Source organism: Acidovorax sp. GW835-FHT14G06, assembly GCF_058793595.1.
On sequence record NZ_JBXAGA010000004.1, the window covers coordinates 428,401 to 444,769 of the forward strand.

Below are 16,369 nucleotides of genomic sequence, written 5' to 3' on the forward strand. Positions count from 1 at the left end.
CCCATGACCTCCATCTTTGACCAGCACCTGCCCCGCAACGAAGCCAACTTTGCCGCCCTGTCGCCCCTGTCGTTCATCGAACGCACGGCCGAGGTCTACCCCGATCGCCTGGCCATCGTGCACGGCACGCTGCGCCAGACCTGGGCCCAGACCTACGCGCGCTGCCGCCAGCTTGCCAGCGCACTGACCCAGGCCGGCATCGGCAAGAACGATACCGTGGCCGTGATGCTGCCCAACACGCCCCCGATGGTGGAGGCGCACTTTGGCGTGCCCATGGCGGGCGCCGTGCTTAACACCCTCAACACCCGGCTAGACCCCGAGGCCATCGCCTTCATGCTCGACCACGGCGAGGCCAAGGCCGTGATCGTGGACCCGGAATTCACCGGCACCATGGCCAAGGCGCTGACCCTGCGCACGGGCACTACGCCCGTCCGCGTGATCGAGGTGCAGGACGCGCTCTACGGCCCCGCCGTGCACAACCTGGGCGGCACCGAGTACGAGGCCTTTGTGGCCAGTGGCGACGCTACCTTTGCCTGGAGCCTGCCTGCCGACGAGTGGGATGCGATTGCGCTCAACTACACCAGCGGCACCACCGGCAACCCCAAGGGCGTGGTCTACCACCACCGGGGCGCCGCCACCAATGCCATCAGCAACGTGCTGGAGTGGGACATGCCCAAGCACGCGGTGTACCTGTGGACGCTGCCCATGTTCCACTGCAACGGCTGGTGCTTTCCGTGGACCCTTGCGGCGCGCGCGGGTGTCAACGTGTGCCTGCGCCGCGTGGACGCGCAGGCCATCTTCGATGCCATCCGCAACCACGGCGTCACGCACTACTGCGGCGCGCCCATCGTGCACGGGCTGCTGGTCAACGCGCCCGAGGCGATGAAGGCGGGCGTTCCTGCAGGCGTCAAGGCCATGGTGGCAGGCGCGGCGCCACCGGCGTCGATGATCGAAGGCATGGAAAAGATGGGGTTTGATCTGACCCATGTGTACGGCCTGACCGAGGTGTACGGCCCGGCCACCGTGTGCGCCAAACACGAGGCCTGGGACGCGCTCGACATTGGCGAGCGCGCCCGCCTCAACGCCCGCCAGGGCGTGCGCTACCACCTGGAGCGCGACGTGCGCGTGCTCGACCCTGAGACGATGTTGCCCGTGCCGCAGGACGGCGAAACCATGGGCGAAATCATGTTCAAGGGCAACATTGCCATGAAGGGCTACCTCAAGAACCCCAAGGCCACCGACGAGGCCTTTGCGGGCGGCTGGTTCCACAGCGGCGATCTGGCCGTGCAGTACCCCGACGGCTACATCAAGATCAAGGACCGCAGCAAAGACATCATCATCTCGGGTGGCGAGAACATCTCCTCCATCGAGGTCGAAGACGTGCTCTACCGCCACCCCGACGTCCTGGCCGCTGCCGTGGTGGCCAAGCCCGACCCCAAGTGGGGCGAAACGCCGTGTGCGTTTGTGGAGCTGAAGGCCGGCGCGCAGACCACACCCGAAGACATCGTGGCGCATTGCAAGAAGCACCTGGCGGGCTTCAAGGTGCCGCGCGCCGTGGTGTTTGGGGAGCTGCCCAAGACCAGCACCGGCAAGATCCAGAAGTTCGAGCTGCGCAAGCAGGCCGGGTCGGCAGCAGCCATCAACGTCTGAGTAGGCGTGACCCGCCTCGTGGAGGGGCGCGCGCGCGGTGAGTGGCTATTTGCTATGTAATTGATAGCTGCTTGCGCATATTCCACTAGCGCATCCGCCGCTTTTGGCTTGAAAGTCCGGGCCAGGGGCTACCGGGCGCCCTTGGCGGCGCTGCCAGGGCGGGGTGTCAGCGTCCTTCGCCTCCCGCTTCGCGCCAGTCCCTTGCCGACATCCCCAGCTTTTGCGCAAACACGCGCGACAGCGCCGAGGGGTTGGCATAGCCCAGTTCGCGGGCGAAGGACTTGAGCGACCGGCCCGCACGCAGGTGCGCCTGCGCCAGCGTCAGCCGCCAGTGCGCCAGGTAGTCGGCGGGCGTGTCCCCCACCACGGCCTTGAAGCGCGCGGCAAACGCGCTGCGCGACATGCCCGCCTGCTGCGCCATCTGCGCCAGGCTCCACGGCTCGCCGGGCGCCTCGTGCAGGGCCGTGAGCGTACGCGACAGTTGCGGGTCGGCCAGACCCGTCAGCAGGCCGGGGGGCATCTGCGCCTGCTGCGGGTGGTCCAACAGCCAGCGCAGCAACTGCAACAGCACCACTTCAAACAAGCGGTCGGCCAGCACGCGGTGGCCGCAGCGCAGGCGGTCGGTTTCGGCAAACAGCAGGTCCAGCGACTGCTGCAGCCCGTCCACCGCACCCAGCGGCAGCACCACCAGCGGGGGCAGGGCGCGCGCCAGCGGGTGGCTGGCACCGCCGTCAAAGTCCAGCGCGGCGCAGGTGAAGTCCGAGCCCTCGGTGGGCGCGTTGTGAAAGAAGTGCTCCAGCGGCCGGGCATAGAACAGCAGGCTGGGCTCGCACACCTCCAGCCGCTTGGGTGGGCCCGCCTGGGGCTGGTGCGTCACTACCATCTCGCCCCGGCGCAGCACATGCAAAAAGCCCCGGCCCGGCGCCGCCGCAAAGTGCGTCACGCCACACAGCGGCCCGTTGTGGAACAGGTGCGCCCGCACCCGAAACTGCTCCAGCAGCGGCGACAACCGGTCGAGCGGGGTGGAGGCCTGCGCGGGTGTAGGAACGCTTGGTGGCATGGTTTTGGATGATTTGGTATGAATTGTGGATTTTATGTGCCTAATGGTACACGCTGGCGCCGGACACTGCAGGGGTGCCGAGGACAGGCACAAGTTCTCACCAACCCTTCATGACTTTCAAGGAACACACCATGTCCGCTACTTCTTCTTCCGTCGCCCGCGTCCCCCTCGTTGACCGCACCGCCGCCATCGGCGCTGTGCGCAGCGTGCTCGACCAGGTCCACGGAGCCTTTGGCGCCACGCCCAATATGTTCCGCGCCGTGGCCAACTCGCCCGCCGCGCTGCAAAGCATGTGGGGCGCGTTTGGCGCGCTGGGCGGCGGCGTGATCGGTGCCGCCCTGGGCGAGCAGATCGCCGTGGCCGTGGCCAACCGCAATGCCTGCGACTACTGCCTGGCGGCCCACACGGCGCTCGGCCGCAAGGCGGGCGTGAGTGGCGAGGCCCTGGCCGCCGCGCAGGCGGGCGAATCGGCCGACCCGCGCACGGCCGTCGTGCTGCGCTTTGTGCTCCAACTGGTCAACGAACGCGGCCAGGTGGATGCGGCCGATGTGCAGGCGTTGCGCGACCAGGGCGTGAGCGACGAGCAGATCGTCGAGATCGTGGCCCATGTGGCGCTCAACCTGTTCACCAACTACGTGAACGTGGCGCTGGCAGTGCCGGTGGACTTCCCTGGTGTCAAGCTGCGCCCGTCGCGCTGAACGATGGGGCGGCGCGCGTCTGGCCGGTGGGCCGGATGCGCGCCGCTTCTGTTGCTGCAGCTGACGCGGTCCTGTGACGAAGTAGTCGCAGGCAGTCCTTCGCGAAGACCCATGCGTGCGTTTTTTGCACGCATGACCGGCTGCAAAGTCGTTTGTCAGCGCGGCAGGCCTGCTGCACCATGGCCGCTCCCTTGCCCACCCACCCGAAGGAAGCCGCCCCATGAATCCCGCCCGCGACGAGCACGCCATCGACACACTGCCACGCCTGGAGGCCCTGCTGGGCCCGCTGAGCGATGCCTCCGTCCACAAAGAGCTGCCCTATGTGCACCCCGCCTACGGCGCCATGATCGCGGCGTCGCCCTTTGCCGTGCTGGCCACCACCGGCCCCGGTGGGCTGGACGCCTCGCCGCGTGGCGACCCCGCCGGCTTTGTGCAACTGCTGGACGACAAGACCCTGCTGCTGCCCGAGCGCCGTGGCAACAACCGCGCCGACAGCCTGCGCAACATCGTGGCGGACCCGCGCGTGGCGCTGCTGTTCCTCATCCCCGGCGTGGGCGAGACGCTGCGTGTGAACGGTCGCGCGCACATCAGCGTCGCGCCCGACCTGCTGGCGCGTTTTGTGGTCAACGGCCAGCCGCCCAAGTGTGTGGTCGTGGTCGATGTGCAGGCGGTGTACTTCCAGTGCGCGCGCGCCATCCAGCGCTCGCGCCTGTGGCATGCCGTGCCGCCCGGCACCCCGCGCCCCGTGCCCACCCCCGGTGCCATCCTGGCGTCCATCACACAAGGCGAGTTTGACGGCGCCGCCTACGACCGAGAACTGCCAGCGCGCCAGCAGGCCACGCTGTATTGAACGGCCACCGCGATGGGTAGCAACAGCGTTGCCCCCGCTGCCAGCGCACACAATGGCGGCTGGGTGCGCAAGGCATGCGTGTCACTTACCAAATGGCCAAGCCCGCAGGCGCTTGAGGTTCGCTATTGGGTGAAGCAAGCCCCCGCGCACGTTCACACCAGATAGAGGGGGAGACATGGATTCCGTGCTGTTGATCGTGGCCTTGGGTGCAGTGGCCGCCGGGTTTGTGCAGGGCCTGTCGGGCTTTGGCTTCGGCATGGTGGCCATGTCGTTCTGGGCCTGGACGCTGGAGCCCCGCCTGGCCGCGCTGCTGGCGGTGTGCGGCGCACTCACCGGCCAGCTGGTGGCGGCGGCCACGGTGCGCCGGGGTTTCGACCGGGTGCGCCTGCTGCCCTTTGTGCTGGGCGGCCTGGTGGGTATCCCCATTGGCGTGGCCGTGTTGCCCCGCCTTGACATGGACGCGTTCAAGGTCATCCTGGGCACGCTGCTGGTGCTGTGGTGCCCGGCCATGCTGATGGCCAAGCAGTTGCCCCGCATCACGCGCGGCGGGCGCGTGGCCGACGCGCTGGTGGGCATGGCGGGCGGCCTGATGGGTGGGCTGGGCGGCTTCACTGGCGTGCTGCCCACCCTGTGGTGCACCTTGCGCGGTCTGGACAAGGACGTGCAGCGCGCCATCATCCAGAACTTCAACCTGGCCATGCTGCTGGTGACCTTCCTCACCTACCTGGCCACCGGCCTGGTCACCCGAGAAGCACTCCCGTTGCTGGCCATCGTGGTGCCCGCCATGCTGGTGCCCGTGCTGCTGGGAGCGCGGCTGTACCACGGCATCAGCGATGCGCGGTTCCGGCAGATCGTGCTGGGCATGTTGACCTTGTCGGGGGTGGCGATGCTGGTGGCCAGCCTGCCCAAGGTGCTGGCGCGGCTCGCGTAGGGTTCCATTTGCGTGGGCCGCGCCCGGTGGCCATCCTGTTGTCGACTTGCCGCACATGCCCCGTTACATTGGGAGGGGCATGCACCAAAAAGATGACACCACGCGGCCACCGGACGCGGACGACCGTCTTGAGGCCGGAGCCCCGCGTCGCCGCTATCGCCTTGTCACGCCGCTGAGCCTGGCGATTGCGCTGGGCTGCATCGTTGCTGTGGCGGGTTTCTGGCTGGTCACGCTGCAGCGCGTGGCGTTCGAGCGCGAGCAGGCCGTTGCCTCGGCCATGCAGTCCAATGCCAACTTGGCCATCGCCTTCGAGCAGCAGGTGTTCCGCACCCTCAAGGCGGCCGAGCAGGTCGCGGCCTTCGTGCGCGAGCAGTACCTGCAGCAGGGCGCCGACATCGACCTGCACGACTGGGTGGAGAGGGGGGTGATCCGCGAGCCCATGTTCACCATCATCAGCGTGGTGAACGACCAGGGCGACATTGTCAGCAGCAGCCAGGAGACTGGGGCCGTCAACTACAGCGACCGCGCCTTTTTCAAGGCACTGCAGGCCAGCGATCGCGATGACCTGTTTGTGAGCGAGCCCGTGCTGGGGCGCGTGTCGGGGCAGTGGCGCATTCCGATGGCGCTGCGCATCGTTGGCGAGGGAGGCCGCTTTGTTGGTGTGGTGGTGATGTCGGTGGACCCGACGAACTTCACTGACTTTTACCGCCAGGCCGACCTGGGCGCATGGGGGCTACTGGAGCTGACGGGGCTGGACGGCGTGGTGCGCGGCCGCAAGGCGGGGGGCAAGATCAGCTTTGGCGCCGATGCGCGGGGCCTGCCGTGGTTTCAGCGCCGCACGCAAGATCCCGAAGGTGAGCTGATCGATGAAGAAGGCGCGGTGGACGGTGTACCGCGCATCCTGAGCTACCGCACGATGGCAGGCCACCCGTTGATGGTGACGGTGGGTTCGGCCTCCGACGAGGTGCTGGCGCCGGTGATGCAGCGGCGCGTTGACTACATCGCCCTGGCGGCGGGTGCCAGTGTCGCGCTGCTGTGTTTTGGCGCGCTGCTCATTGTGGTGCTGGCACGCCAGCGGGCCGTGGCCGATGCACTGACGTCCAGCGAGGGCTTGTTCCGCGCCACCTTCCACCAGGCGGCCACCGGAATCGCCCACATCACGCCTGAAGGCCGCATCCTGCGTGCCAACGACAAGTTCTGCCGCATGCTGGGCTACTCGCTAGACGAGTTGCGCCAGCGCGACCTCCTCGGACTGAGTGACGAGAGCGAACGTGAAGCCGTGCGCCGATTCCTGGCACGGCGCCTGGTGGCGCACTCGCCCGTGTTCTCCCCCGAGATGGAAAAGGCCTACCGGCGCAAGGACGGCGGCCTGTTGTGGGTGTACGAAGCGCTGGGCCTCGTCAAAGACGCCCAGGGTCACCCGGACTTTCTCGTGGTGGTGACGCAGGACATCAGCGCGCGCAAGGAGCTGGAGATGCGTCTGTCGCACGATGTGCTGCACGACGCGCTCACGGGCCTGTCGAACCGCGTGATGTTCCACGACCGCTTGGCGCGTGTTCTCGAATCGGCACGCCGCTATGGGCGGCATGCTGCCGTACTCTACGTGGACCTGGACGGGTTCAAGTCCGTCAACGACCAGTGGGGCCATGCGGCGGGCGACCTGTTGCTGCAGCAGGTGGGCCGGCGGCTTGAAGACTGCGTGCGCGCCGAAGACACCGTGGCGCGCCTGGGCGGCGACGAGTTCGGCATCGTGCTAGCCACCATCGAGCATGCTGACCACTGCGAGGTTGTGGCGGGCAAGGTGCTGTCTGCGATGAAACAGCCTTTTCTGCTGGACGGTGCTGTTGCACACATCTCGGCCAGCGTGGGCGCGGCGCTTTTCCCGCGCCATGGCAGCGATGCCGATGCGCTGCTCGCCCAGGCCGATGCCGCGATGTATGCGGCCAAGCAGGCGGGCAAGAACCGCTTCAGCATCGACACCGCACTGAGCCCGCTCGCCGATGGTGGTATCGCAGGTTCGTCGGATTGACAGGCGCCTGGTGGTGCTTTGCCGTTGATGCTATCGCTCCTGATTTAGGAGCTTTTGGCGCTTTATTCATAAGCGCTATCGGCCTTTTTTTATTCACATCACCGCGTCGGAGTCGTAAAGTCGCGTGTGCGATTGCCCGGCCGCGCATCACAGCTCGCTGGCGTCCTTGCCCTCGCTCTGCTTGATCACCCACCGCACGGTCGCGCGCGGTGCGGGCACACGCTGGGCATACACCTCCAGGCCTCCGTGGGTCCATGCGGCATAGCTGCCGCTGGGGTCGTTGGCGGCGGTCTCCGGCCCGTAGGTGCTGCGGCCAAAGGCGAGCATGGCTCCAAATGCGGCTGCGCCGCTATCGGCTTGGTCGCTGGCATCGGCGACGAACTCGACCCGCCGCAGTTCCCGCCCGCCGAAGAAAAAGGTTTGCGCACCGGACACCCCAGCGATCACTACAGGCTCCAGCCGCCAGAGGCCGGTCAGCCCTCCGGCAAGGCGCTGCGGGCGCGGTACGCGCGCTGCACCGGGCACTGCTTCGCGCAGGGCGTCCGCGCCCATGCCCAGCTCCACGCCCGCTGGCAGCGGCTGTAGCGGGGCAGCAGGTGTGGGCGATGGGGACGGCGCGGCCATGGCCAGCGCGGCGGGCTGCGCCTGCGGTGGCGCACTCGCACGCACCTGAGCCTGCGCTGGCGCCACGCACAGGGCCCAGGCGAGCATTGCGCCCTCGCAGCTGCGCCACAGGCACCGGTGCGCGGTCAGTGGTAGCGTCGGGATCAATCGGTGGATATTCATGGTGGAGATTTTCGCTGGCGTTCGGGCGCGCCAGCGTGCGAGCGTTGCAGCAGCTGCGCGCCCCCGTGGTGGGGCTGCGCAGCTCAGGATCTCAGTCGCCCATCACCACACCCTCGCGGCGTGGATCGGCACCGCCCAGCCACAGCTTCTTGCCATGTGCCTGGCCGCGCGTGATGGCTTGCAGACCGCTGGTCATGTTCATCTCGCGCACCTCGGCGCCGCGTGCGCGCAGGGCTTCCACGGTGGCGGGCGGGAAGCGTTTTTCTTCCAGCAGCGTGGGCCCGTTCATGGAGCCGAAGTTGGGCAGGTTGATGGCCTGCTGCGGCATCAGGCCCCAGTTGAAGACGCCGTACAGCGTCTTGGCCGTGTAGTGGATGATGGCCGCGCCGCCGGGGCTGCCGCCGCTCATCAGCAACTCTCCCGTGGCTTTGTCAAACACCAGCGTGGGCGCCATGGACGAGCGCGGGCGCTTGCCGGGCTGCACGCGGTTGGCAATGGGCTGGCCTTGTGCGTCGTTGGGGGCAAAGCTGAAGTCGGTGAGTTCGTTGTTAAGCAGGAAGCCTTTCACCATCTGCCGCGCACCGAACTGGTCTTCGATGGTCGTGGTCATGGCGACCGCATTGCCAAACGCATCGACGATGCTGATGTGGCTGGTGCCGTATTCAGGCTGGTCGGGCATGGGGGCAAAGCCCGTCTTGATGGCGCCGGGGTTGCCAGGCTGGGCGACCTTCATGCTCTGGGTGCCGATGAGCTTGGCACGCTCGGCCAGGTAGGCGGGCGCAAGCAGGCTGGTCCAGCTGCCGGCTGGCGGCTGCACAAAGTCGGGGTCGGCCACGTACTGGGCGCGGTCGGCAAAAGCCAGGCGGGCGGCCTCGGTGTAGAGGTGCAGCCAGTCCGCGCTGGGCAGGCCGTCCTGCAGGGGCTTGGCGGCGGCGTCGGTGTTCTTCAGGATGCCCAGGATCTGCCCGATGGCGATGGCCCCGGAGCTGGGTGGCGGGAAGCCGCAAACGCGGTAGTCCTTGGTTTGCACCTGGTAGTCGTGGCACAGGGCTTCGCGCTTCTTGGGCTGGTAGCCGGCGAGGTCGGCCAGGCTGAGCTTGCCGGGGTTGGTGGGGTGCTTTTGCACCTTGTCCACGATGGCCTGGGCGATTTCGCCTTCGTGCAGGGCCTTGCTGCCTTCAGCGGCAATCTTGCGCAGCACAGCGGCCAGCTCGGGGTTGCGCAGGTTCACGCCCGCATCGCGCGCGTCGCCGTCGGCCTTGTAGAAGTAGGCGGCAGCCACCGGGTCCTTCTTGAGGTGCGGGTCTGCCTTGACCAGGGTGTTGAGCCGTGCGCTGATCTTGAATCCGCCCTCGGCGAGCGTGATGGCGGGCTGGAGCAGGGTGGCCCAGGGCAATTTGCCGTGCTGCTTGTGCGCCATCTCCAGCATGCGCACGGTGCCGGGCACTCCGACCGAGCGGCCGCCCACCACGCCGTCGTAGAACGGCACGGGCTTGCCGTCGGCACCCAGGAAGAGCTTTTCATCGGCGGCAGCGGGTGCGGTTTCGCGGCCATCGAAGGCCTCCACCAGCTTGCCGTTGCTGTGCAGCAGGAAGGCGCCGCCGCCGATGCCGCTGGACTGGGGCTCCACCAGCGTCAGCACCATCTGTACGGCAATGGCCGCATCGACGGCCGAGCCGCCGGCCTTGAGGATCTGGTAGCCCGCATCGGTGGCCAGCGGGTTGGCGGCGGCCACGGCAACCCTCTCCGTGGCCCAGCCTGGTTTTTCGCTGTAGCCGGACGAGCCTTCAGGCTGCGCGGGCACGGTGTAGGCGAACTGGGACGGCGCACCGGCGCAGCCCCCTAGAGCCACCACTGCGGCAAGGGTCGCCGTGGCCAGCAGGCTGCGATGGAAAGGGCGGCGGACAGGCGATGTGGCAGGCAGTGCAGTGGGTGACATGCGGGTCTCCTGGGGGTGGGCAAGCTGCGAACCGGCCATGGTAAAAGGCCTTGCCTCAGCCTGCCAGGGTGTGCCGAGGGCTGCCTGAGGGGTTTGCGCACCGACTGAAGGTGTTTTGCGGCGGTAGCGCTAGTGCAACATGCCTGAGGAGCTATCAAAAAGATAGTTGTTACCGACCGTCAGCGGCTGTTCCCAGGCCATACCGGGGCCCTGGCGGGGCGCAACGATCAGGGGCTCGCCTGCCTGGCGGGTTGGGTCACGCCTTCTCAGGTTGCCTCAGGCAGCCTGGGGCCCCGCGCGGCCGTCTTCCACCACAAACCGGGCGAGCGTGGAGGCGCCGCTGTCAGCGCGCAACGGGTCGTCCACCACGCGCAAGGTAGTGGTCCAGCGCGTGGGGGTGATGTCGGCCAGGCCGTAGCCGCGCTGGTCGCAGCGTGCCAGCAGGACATGCGGGTTGTGGCGGACGATGGCGTCCACCTTGGCCTGCGTGGTGCCCGACCGCGAACTGATGGAGGTGCCGCAGAACTCGCTGGCCACAACGGCCGAGTCGGCGCGCGTAGCGTCGGCGTGCACGCGGCAGACGTAGTTCTGGTGGATGTCGCCGCCCAGCAGCACCGTGTTGCGCGGCGTGTGCCGGGCCACAGATTGCAGCAGGCGCTGGCGTGCGGCGGGGTAGCCGTCCCAGGCGTCGGTGGGCACGGTGCCAGACGGGTAGTGGCGCGGCGAGAACAGCGTCTGCTGTGCGATCACGCTCCAGCGCGTGGCCTGGACGCCGGCTGCATCGGTGGCCAGGCCTGCATCCAGCCAGCGCTCTTGCGCACTGCCCAGCAGGCTGCGTTGCGGCTGGGCCAGCTCGGCGCAGTCGGCGGGGCGCACGGCGGGGCGCACGGCGGGGGCGCTGCTGGCCTCGGGCGTGCGGCAGGCCTGCCAGCTGCGGTACTGGCGGCTGTCAAGCAGATGGATATGCGCCAGCCGCCCCCATCGCAGTCGGCGGTAGATCTGCAGCGTGTCCCAGCCGGTGGCGGACGCGGGGCCCCGGAGGCTGGTCGTGCGCAGCGGCATGTTCTCGTAAAACGCCTGCCACGCCACGCTGCGCTGGGCCAGAAAGGCGGCGCTTCCGGCGGTCTCGCCACGGCCTGCATCGGCGGCATAGTCGTTTTGCACCTCGTGGTCGTCCCAGGTCACGGCCCAGGGGCAGGTGGCATGGGCCAGCTGCAGGGCGGGGTCGCTCTTGTGCAGGGCGTAGCGGTCGCGGTAGTCGGCCAGCGTGGTGGCGTAGCGCAGGCTGTGGGTGCGTGCCAGGTCGGTGGTGGTTTTTGGGGTGGCGTATTCGTAGATGTAGTCGCCCAGGAAAAGCACCAGGTCCGGCTGGTCGGCGGCCAGGTGCCGCCACGCCGCGTAGTGCCCATGCTCCCAGCGCTGGCACGAGGCAAACGCCACCCGCAGCGCCCCTGGCATGTCACCCGCCGCAGGCGCGGTCCGCGTGTGGCCCGTGGAGCTCACAGCGTCGCCCAGCATGAAGCGGTAGTGGTACCAGCGCGCTGGTTGCAGGCCTTGCAGCTCCACATGCACGCTGTGGCCGAGCGCTGGCAGCGCGGTGGCCTCGCCCTTTTGCACGATCTGGGCAAACCCAGCGTCGTGCGCCACCTCCCACCGCACGGTGTGGGCAACTTGCATCTGCGCAGGGTCGGCCAGCGCCAGCCGTGTCCAGAGCACCACGCCATCGGGTGCCGGGTCGCCACTGGCTACGCCTATGGCAAAGGGGTTGCTTTGCAGCGCGGGCGGGTTGCTCCAGGCCCAGCGGGGGAGGGTGGTCGAGGTGGCAGCGACTGCTACATGTCGCAGAAACCTGCGCCTCAATTGCGGAGTCATCGCGGGGCGCTGGGTCGCTGCGCGGCGCTCAAAACTGGCACGGCCCAGGCCAGCGTCACCGAGCAAGGGCCGCCCCGCCGTGCTGGTGGCGTCCCCCCTCTGGGGGGAAGGCGCCGAAGGCGACACAGGGGGGAGGTAGTCACGCCGCCATCACCCGATTCTTGCCCGATCGTTTGGCCAGATACATCGCCTGGTCGGCCCGCACGATGGCGTCGGTGGCGCTCTCGCTGTCACCCAGCTGGGCCACGCCCGCGCTGAAGGTGATGAGCACCTTCTCGGTGCCTTGCAAGAAAAAGCGCGTGGTCAGCTCGCGCTGCAGGCGCGTCATGGCCGCCACGCCGGCTTCGACGGTGGTGTCGGGCAGCACGATCACGAACTCTTCGCCGCCGTAGCGTGCCAGCAGGTCCTGCGGCCGCATGACCTCGCGCGTGACCTGGGCCAGGTGCACCAGGGCAGCGTCGCCCCCGGCGTGGCCCAGCCGGTCGTTGATGGTCTTGAAGTTGTCCACGTCCAGCAGTGCCAGGCACAGCGACGAGCCCAGGCGGCGGGCGCGGGCGATCTCGCGTTCCACGGCCTCGTCCAGGCCCTTGCGGTTGAGGCTGCCGGTCAGCGGGTCGTGTCGCGCCTGGGCGCTGGCGCGGTCCAGCTCTTCTTGCAGCTTGGCGACCTCGGCACGCTTGGCTTCTGTGCGCTCGCGCAGGTCCTGCAGCTCATCGTGGGTCACGCGGCTGTCGAGCGCCATGGCGCGGGTGGCGCTCATCACCTCCTGCAGCACGGGGGCAATCTCCTGCAGGGTGCTGGCCTTGCCGATCAGGTCGGCGCAGCGCTCCATGGTGCCCTGGTAGCTGGTGCTGGATGCGGTGATGCGTGCCAGCCGCTCGACGAACGTGGCCAGCATCTCTTTCATCTGCTCCTGCGCCTCGAGCGACCGCGCCTTGGCTTCGGTCTGCTTGAAGATCACGTCCTTGAGCCGGCGCTGCACATCGTCCAGTCGCCGCAGCGTCAGGGGCGGGGTCGAGGCACTCATCAGCGCCTCGGCTTGGCCCTGAAGCCAGCGGTCGTCCACGCTGAGCACGGCGATGTTCTCGAAGATCATGTGCAGCAGCTCCAGCAGGCTCGCGCGGATGGAGGCTTGTTCTTCGGTGGCAAACGACAGGCGATAGCTGAAGTTGCCGAGCATGAGCTGCGCGGTGGTCACCAGGGGGGCGGGCTCGCGCAGGAAGGTGACGAGCTGCTGCGCCATGTCGATGACGCGAGGGTCGTCGTCGCCCAGCGCGGGCAGGGTGTTGTCGATGAGGCGGGCCAGGGCCTCGGCAAACTCGGCGTGCAGTTCGCCCAGCGCGGTGGGCGCATCGGCCACCTCGATGGGCTTGGAGGCAGTGGCCGGATGCAACCCCAGGTTGGCGTAACCCACCATCACGCTTTGCAGCGACGTCCAGTCCTTGGTGATGATGGCGCGTTCAAACTGGCCCAGCAGGCGCTTTTGTGCGGGTGTCTGGCCGGGCAGCACGCGCTGGATGCTACTCAGTGGCCCCTCAGGGAAAGGCTGCGGGCTGCGGCTGCCCGCTATTTCATCGTAGATCGCGAGGTAGTTGTCTGGCGTGGGGGCCAGTCGGCGTGCGGCCAGTTGTTTGAGCGTCTCGCGCGCGATCTCGGAAGGTGGTCGGTCGGCCATGGGCGGGCACCAGTGTCAGGATGCTGGAATGCACAAGTGTGACACAGGCGAGGCGCTGTGCGTGCTGGCACACCGGGCCACACGGGTATGCCAGCCAAGAACATGGGGAGGACCCCTTGCGAGATCTGTCCACACGTTCCAAAGGGGCGCGGCTGGCCTTCAGTTCACCATGACCAGTTTGCCCATCACCCCGCGCGAGCCCATGTGGGCGTAGGCAGCGGGCAGCTCGGCCATGGGCATGGTGCGGTCGATCACGGGCTTGATCTTTCCCTGGGCATACCACTGCGCCAGCTCGCCCATCATGGCGGCGTTGGCCTTCGGCTCGCGCTTGGCAAAGTCACCCCAGAACACACCCACGATGGACGCACCCTTGAGCAATGCCAGGTTGAAAGGCAGTGCCGGGATGGGACCGGAGGCAAAACCGACCACCAGGTAGCGGCCGCGCCAGGCGATGGAACGGAACGCGGGTTCGGCAAAGTCGCCGCCCACCGGGTCGTAGATCACGTCCGGGCCCTTGCCATCCGTGAGGGTCTTGATGGCCTCACGCAAGTTGTCCTTGCTGTAGTTGATGGTCGCGTCGGCGCCGATGGAGGTGCACAGTGCGCATTTTTCGTCGCTGGATGCCGCTGCAATCACACGTGCGCCCATGGCCTTGGCGATCTGGATGGCGGCCGTGCCCACGCCCCCGGCAGCGCCCAGCACCAGCACGGTTTCGCCCGCCTTGAGCTGGGCGCGGTCCACCAGCGCGTGGTGCGACGTGGCGTAGATCATGATGAAAGCGGCCGCATCGACATGCGAAAACCCATCAGGCAGCGGCATGCACAGGGCTGCGGGTGCAAGGGTGTGGGTGCCAAAGCCACCCGTGCCCGACAGGCAGGCCACGTTCTGGCCGACCTTCAGGTGGGTGACGCCTTCGCCCACGGCAGCTACCACGCCAGCGTATTCCGAGCCGGGGACAAAGGGCAGTGGCGGCTTCATCTGGTACTTGTTCTGCACGATGAGCAGGTCGGGGAAATTCAGGCTGGCGGCCTTGATCTCGATGAGCACCTCGCCCGCCTTGGGGGTGGGGGTGGGCAGCTCCGTCCAGGTGAGCGCCTCGACGCCGGTGGGGTTTGTGCAAAGCCAGGCATGCATGGGAAAGTCTCCTGTCGGTCGGTCTTGTCAATGATGGCCCGCATGATAGGTGGGGCGCTGGCGTGCCAGATGTCCCACGAGCGACGGGCCACGACGGAGGCGCCCCCGGCACCCGACGGTGCAGCGACTGCCCGCCCACCTACAATCCGTTGCAACCTCTACCCAGACCATGAAGATCCTGATTTCCAATGACGACGGCTTCCAGGCCCCCGGCATCGTGGCGCTGCATGATGCGCTCAAGACCCTCGAAGGCGTCGAGGTGGAGGTCGTGGCGCCCGAGCACAACAACAGTGCCAAGTCCAATGCGCTGACACTGCATTCACCGCTGTATGTACACAAGGCTGCCAACGGCTTTCGATATGTGAACGGTACCCCGGCAGACTGCGTGCACATCGCGCTCACCGGTTTGCTGGGCTACCGGCCCGATCTGGTGGTGTCAGGCATCAACAATGGCGCCAACATGGGCGACGACACCATCTATTCGGGCACGGTGGGTGCGGCGATGGAGGGGTATCTCTTTGGCATCCCCGCCATCGCTTTTTCGCAAGTAGACAAAGGCTGGGCCGAGCTGGAAGCCGCCGCAGCCAAGGCGCGGGAACTGGTGGCGCAGATGCGTGCGCAGCAACTGGTCAATGAAACCCCCTGGCTGCTCAACGTGAACATCCCCAACATGCCGCTGGAGGCCTTGCGCCCCGCCAAGCTGTGCCGCCTGGGGCGCCGCCATGCAGCAGAACGTGTCATCGTGCAGGAAAGCCCCCGTGGCGAAGCCATGTACTGGATCGGCGGCGCCGGTGCCGCCAAGGACGATGCCGAGGGCACGGACTTTCATGCCACCGCGCAGGGCCATGTGTCCATCACGCCCCTGAAGGTGGATCTGACCGATCACGACAACCTCGGCTACTGGGCGCAGACCGCAGCCCGGTTGGCAGCGGTGGCGGCTGCCGCCCCCGGCGCGTGATGCAGCGCCGCCCGGGGTTTCCGGCCAAGCTGCCGGTTTCCGGCAACGCCGCCATGGGCAAGCCGGTGGTACCACCGGCGTCCGCCGCACAGCGCAAGCCGGCCATGGCTGCCGCGCCCGCCGGAGTGGGGCTGGATTCGTCGGCTGTCCGAGCGCGCATGGTGCAAAAGCTGGCGGCGGGCGGCATCACATCGGCCCCCGTGCTGCAGGCGATGGGCGCCGTGGAGCGCCACCGGTTTGTGGACAGTGCGCTGGTCAATCAGGCCTACGAAGACACCAGCCTGCCGATAGGGCTGGGCCAGACCATCTCCAAGCCCAGCGTGGTGGCTCGCATGTGTGAACTGCTGCTGGGAGCCGAGAGCGCGCGCCATGGCGGGCTGGGCCGTGTGCTGGAAATCGGCACGGGCTGCGGCTACCAGGCCGCAGTGCTGAGCCTGCTGGCCCGCGAGGTGTACACCCTGGAGCGTCTGCGTGGGCTGCACGACAAAGCGCGTGACAACCTGCGGCCGTTTCGCTTGGCCAACGTACACCTGCTGTTTGGCGACGGCATGCTTGGCTATGCCAAAGGTGCTCCGTACGCGGCCATCATTGCCGCAGCCGGGGGAGACGCCGTGCCCCTGGCCTGGTGTGATCAATTGGCCGTGGGGGGGCGTCTGGTGGCGCCCATGGCACTGTCGGGCGGGCAGCAAATGTTGCTGGTGATCGACAAAACCCCGCACGGATTGAAACAAAACGTGCTCGAACCCGTGCATTTTGTCCCCCTAAAATCGGGGATTGCGTAAAGGGA

13 protein-coding genes are annotated in these 16,369 nt (G+C 67.6%); 7 read left to right on the forward strand and 6 right to left on the reverse strand.

All coding sequences use genetic code 11. The features are described 5' to 3' along the window. Positions 1-3 precede the first annotated feature (3 nt). Positions 4-1,650, forward strand: a complete 1,647-nt coding sequence (locus AC1Q64_RS09270) for an acyl-CoA synthetase (protein ID WP_492251114.1) — start codon at positions 4-6, stop codon at positions 1,648-1,650. 166 nt (positions 1,651-1,816) lie between these two features. Here the strand turns inward: AC1Q64_RS09270 and AC1Q64_RS09275 are convergent, their stop codons facing one another. Then, on the reverse strand, positions 1,817-2,710 hold the full coding sequence (locus AC1Q64_RS09275; protein WP_492251115.1) for an AraC family transcriptional regulator: 894 nt from the start codon (positions 2,708-2,710) through the stop codon (positions 1,817-1,819). 131 nt (positions 2,711-2,841) lie between these two features. Between AC1Q64_RS09275 and AC1Q64_RS09280 the strand changes: the two genes are divergently transcribed. The 4 genes from AC1Q64_RS09280 (at position 2,842) to AC1Q64_RS09295 (ending at position 7,218) form a co-directional block, all read left to right on the forward strand. Further along, positions 2,842-3,408, forward strand: a complete 567-nt coding sequence (locus tag AC1Q64_RS09280; RefSeq protein WP_492251116.1) for a carboxymuconolactone decarboxylase family protein — start codon at positions 2,842-2,844, stop codon at positions 3,406-3,408. 220 nt (positions 3,409-3,628) lie between these two features. Further along, positions 3,629-4,258, forward strand: coding sequence for a pyridoxamine 5'-phosphate oxidase family protein (locus tag AC1Q64_RS09285; RefSeq protein WP_492251117.1), 630 nt, complete (start codon positions 3,629-3,631; stop codon positions 4,256-4,258). Positions 4,259-4,433: 175 nt separating this feature from the next. Next, positions 4,434-5,189, forward strand: a complete 756-nt coding sequence (locus AC1Q64_RS09290; protein WP_492251118.1) for a sulfite exporter TauE/SafE family protein — start codon at positions 4,434-4,436, stop codon at positions 5,187-5,189. Between the two features lie 79 nt (positions 5,190-5,268). Then, complete coding sequence (locus AC1Q64_RS09295; protein ID WP_492251119.1) at positions 5,269-7,218, forward strand: sensor domain-containing diguanylate cyclase; 1,950 nt, start codon at positions 5,269-5,271, stop codon at positions 7,216-7,218. 147 nt (positions 7,219-7,365) lie between these two features. Here AC1Q64_RS09295 and AC1Q64_RS09300 read toward each other — a convergent pair whose 3' ends face one another. From AC1Q64_RS09300 to AC1Q64_RS09320, 5 genes are all read right to left on the reverse strand, one after another. Then, complete coding sequence (locus tag AC1Q64_RS09300) at positions 7,366-8,004, reverse strand: hypothetical protein (RefSeq protein WP_492251120.1); 639 nt, start codon at positions 8,002-8,004, stop codon at positions 7,366-7,368. Positions 8,005-8,095: 91 nt separating this feature from the next. Next, positions 8,096-9,943 carry a gamma-glutamyltransferase family protein gene (locus AC1Q64_RS09305; RefSeq protein ID WP_492251121.1) on the reverse strand — a complete coding sequence of 616 codons (1,848 nt, stop codon included), beginning with the start codon at positions 9,941-9,943 and terminating at the stop codon, positions 8,096-8,098. A gap of 276 nt (positions 9,944-10,219) precedes the next feature. Then, positions 10,220-11,815, reverse strand: a complete 1,596-nt coding sequence (locus AC1Q64_RS09310; protein WP_492251138.1) for an alkaline phosphatase D family protein — start codon at positions 11,813-11,815, stop codon at positions 10,220-10,222. 139 nt (positions 11,816-11,954) lie between these two features. After that, positions 11,955-13,490, reverse strand: a complete 1,536-nt coding sequence (locus tag AC1Q64_RS09315; protein WP_492251122.1) for a GGDEF domain-containing protein — start codon at positions 13,488-13,490, stop codon at positions 11,955-11,957. Positions 13,491-13,649: 159 nt separating this feature from the next. After that, positions 13,650-14,624, reverse strand: coding sequence for an NADPH:quinone oxidoreductase family protein (locus tag AC1Q64_RS09320; RefSeq protein WP_492251123.1), 975 nt, complete (start codon positions 14,622-14,624; stop codon positions 13,650-13,652). A 169-nt stretch (positions 14,625-14,793) separates the two neighbouring features. On the opposite strand from AC1Q64_RS09320, the gene surE reads away from it, so the two are divergent. Further along, positions 14,794-15,582: a 5'/3'-nucleotidase SurE gene (surE, locus tag AC1Q64_RS09325; protein ID WP_291434390.1), complete on the forward strand. Its 789-nt coding sequence runs from the start codon at positions 14,794-14,796 to the stop codon at positions 15,580-15,582. Beyond that, positions 15,582-16,364 (forward strand): protein-L-isoaspartate(D-aspartate) O-methyltransferase, encoded by a 783-nt coding sequence (locus AC1Q64_RS09330; protein ID WP_492251124.1) that lies wholly within the window; start codon positions 15,582-15,584, stop codon positions 16,362-16,364. The genes surE and AC1Q64_RS09330 overlap by 1 nt, the downstream gene beginning before the upstream one ends. The last annotated feature ends 5 nt before the right edge of the window (positions 16,365-16,369 follow it).

Coding starts and splice junctions, on each gene's coding strand:
- AC1Q64_RS09275 (WP_492251115.1), bottom strand. CDS start 2,710: ATGCCACCAAGCGTTCCTACACCCGCGCAGGCCTCCACCCCGCTCGAC.
- AC1Q64_RS09315 (WP_492251122.1), bottom strand. CDS start 13,490: ATGGCCGACCGACCACCTTCCGAGATCGCGCGCGAGACGCTCAAACAA.
- AC1Q64_RS09270 (WP_492251114.1), top strand. CDS start 4: ATGACCTCCATCTTTGACCAGCACCTGCCCCGCAACGAAGCCAACTTT.
- AC1Q64_RS09290 (WP_492251118.1), top strand. CDS start 4,434: ATGGATTCCGTGCTGTTGATCGTGGCCTTGGGTGCAGTGGCCGCCGGG.
- AC1Q64_RS09280 (WP_492251116.1), top strand. CDS start 2,842: ATGTCCGCTACTTCTTCTTCCGTCGCCCGCGTCCCCCTCGTTGACCGC.
- surE (WP_291434390.1), top strand. CDS start 14,794: ATGAAGATCCTGATTTCCAATGACGACGGCTTCCAGGCCCCCGGCATC.
- AC1Q64_RS09305 (WP_492251121.1), bottom strand. CDS start 9,943: ATGTCACCCACTGCACTGCCTGCCACATCGCCTGTCCGCCGCCCTTTC.
- AC1Q64_RS09295 (WP_492251119.1), top strand. CDS start 5,269: ATGCACCAAAAAGATGACACCACGCGGCCACCGGACGCGGACGACCGT.
- AC1Q64_RS09330 (WP_492251124.1), top strand. CDS start 15,582: ATGCAGCGCCGCCCGGGGTTTCCGGCCAAGCTGCCGGTTTCCGGCAAC.
- AC1Q64_RS09310 (WP_492251138.1), bottom strand. CDS start 11,815: ATGACTCCGCAATTGAGGCGCAGGTTTCTGCGACATGTAGCAGTCGCT.
- AC1Q64_RS09300 (WP_492251120.1), bottom strand. CDS start 8,004: ATGAATATCCACCGATTGATCCCGACGCTACCACTGACCGCGCACCGG.
- AC1Q64_RS09320 (WP_492251123.1), bottom strand. CDS start 14,624: ATGCATGCCTGGCTTTGCACAAACCCCACCGGCGTCGAGGCGCTCACC.
- AC1Q64_RS09285 (WP_492251117.1), top strand. CDS start 3,629: ATGAATCCCGCCCGCGACGAGCACGCCATCGACACACTGCCACGCCTG.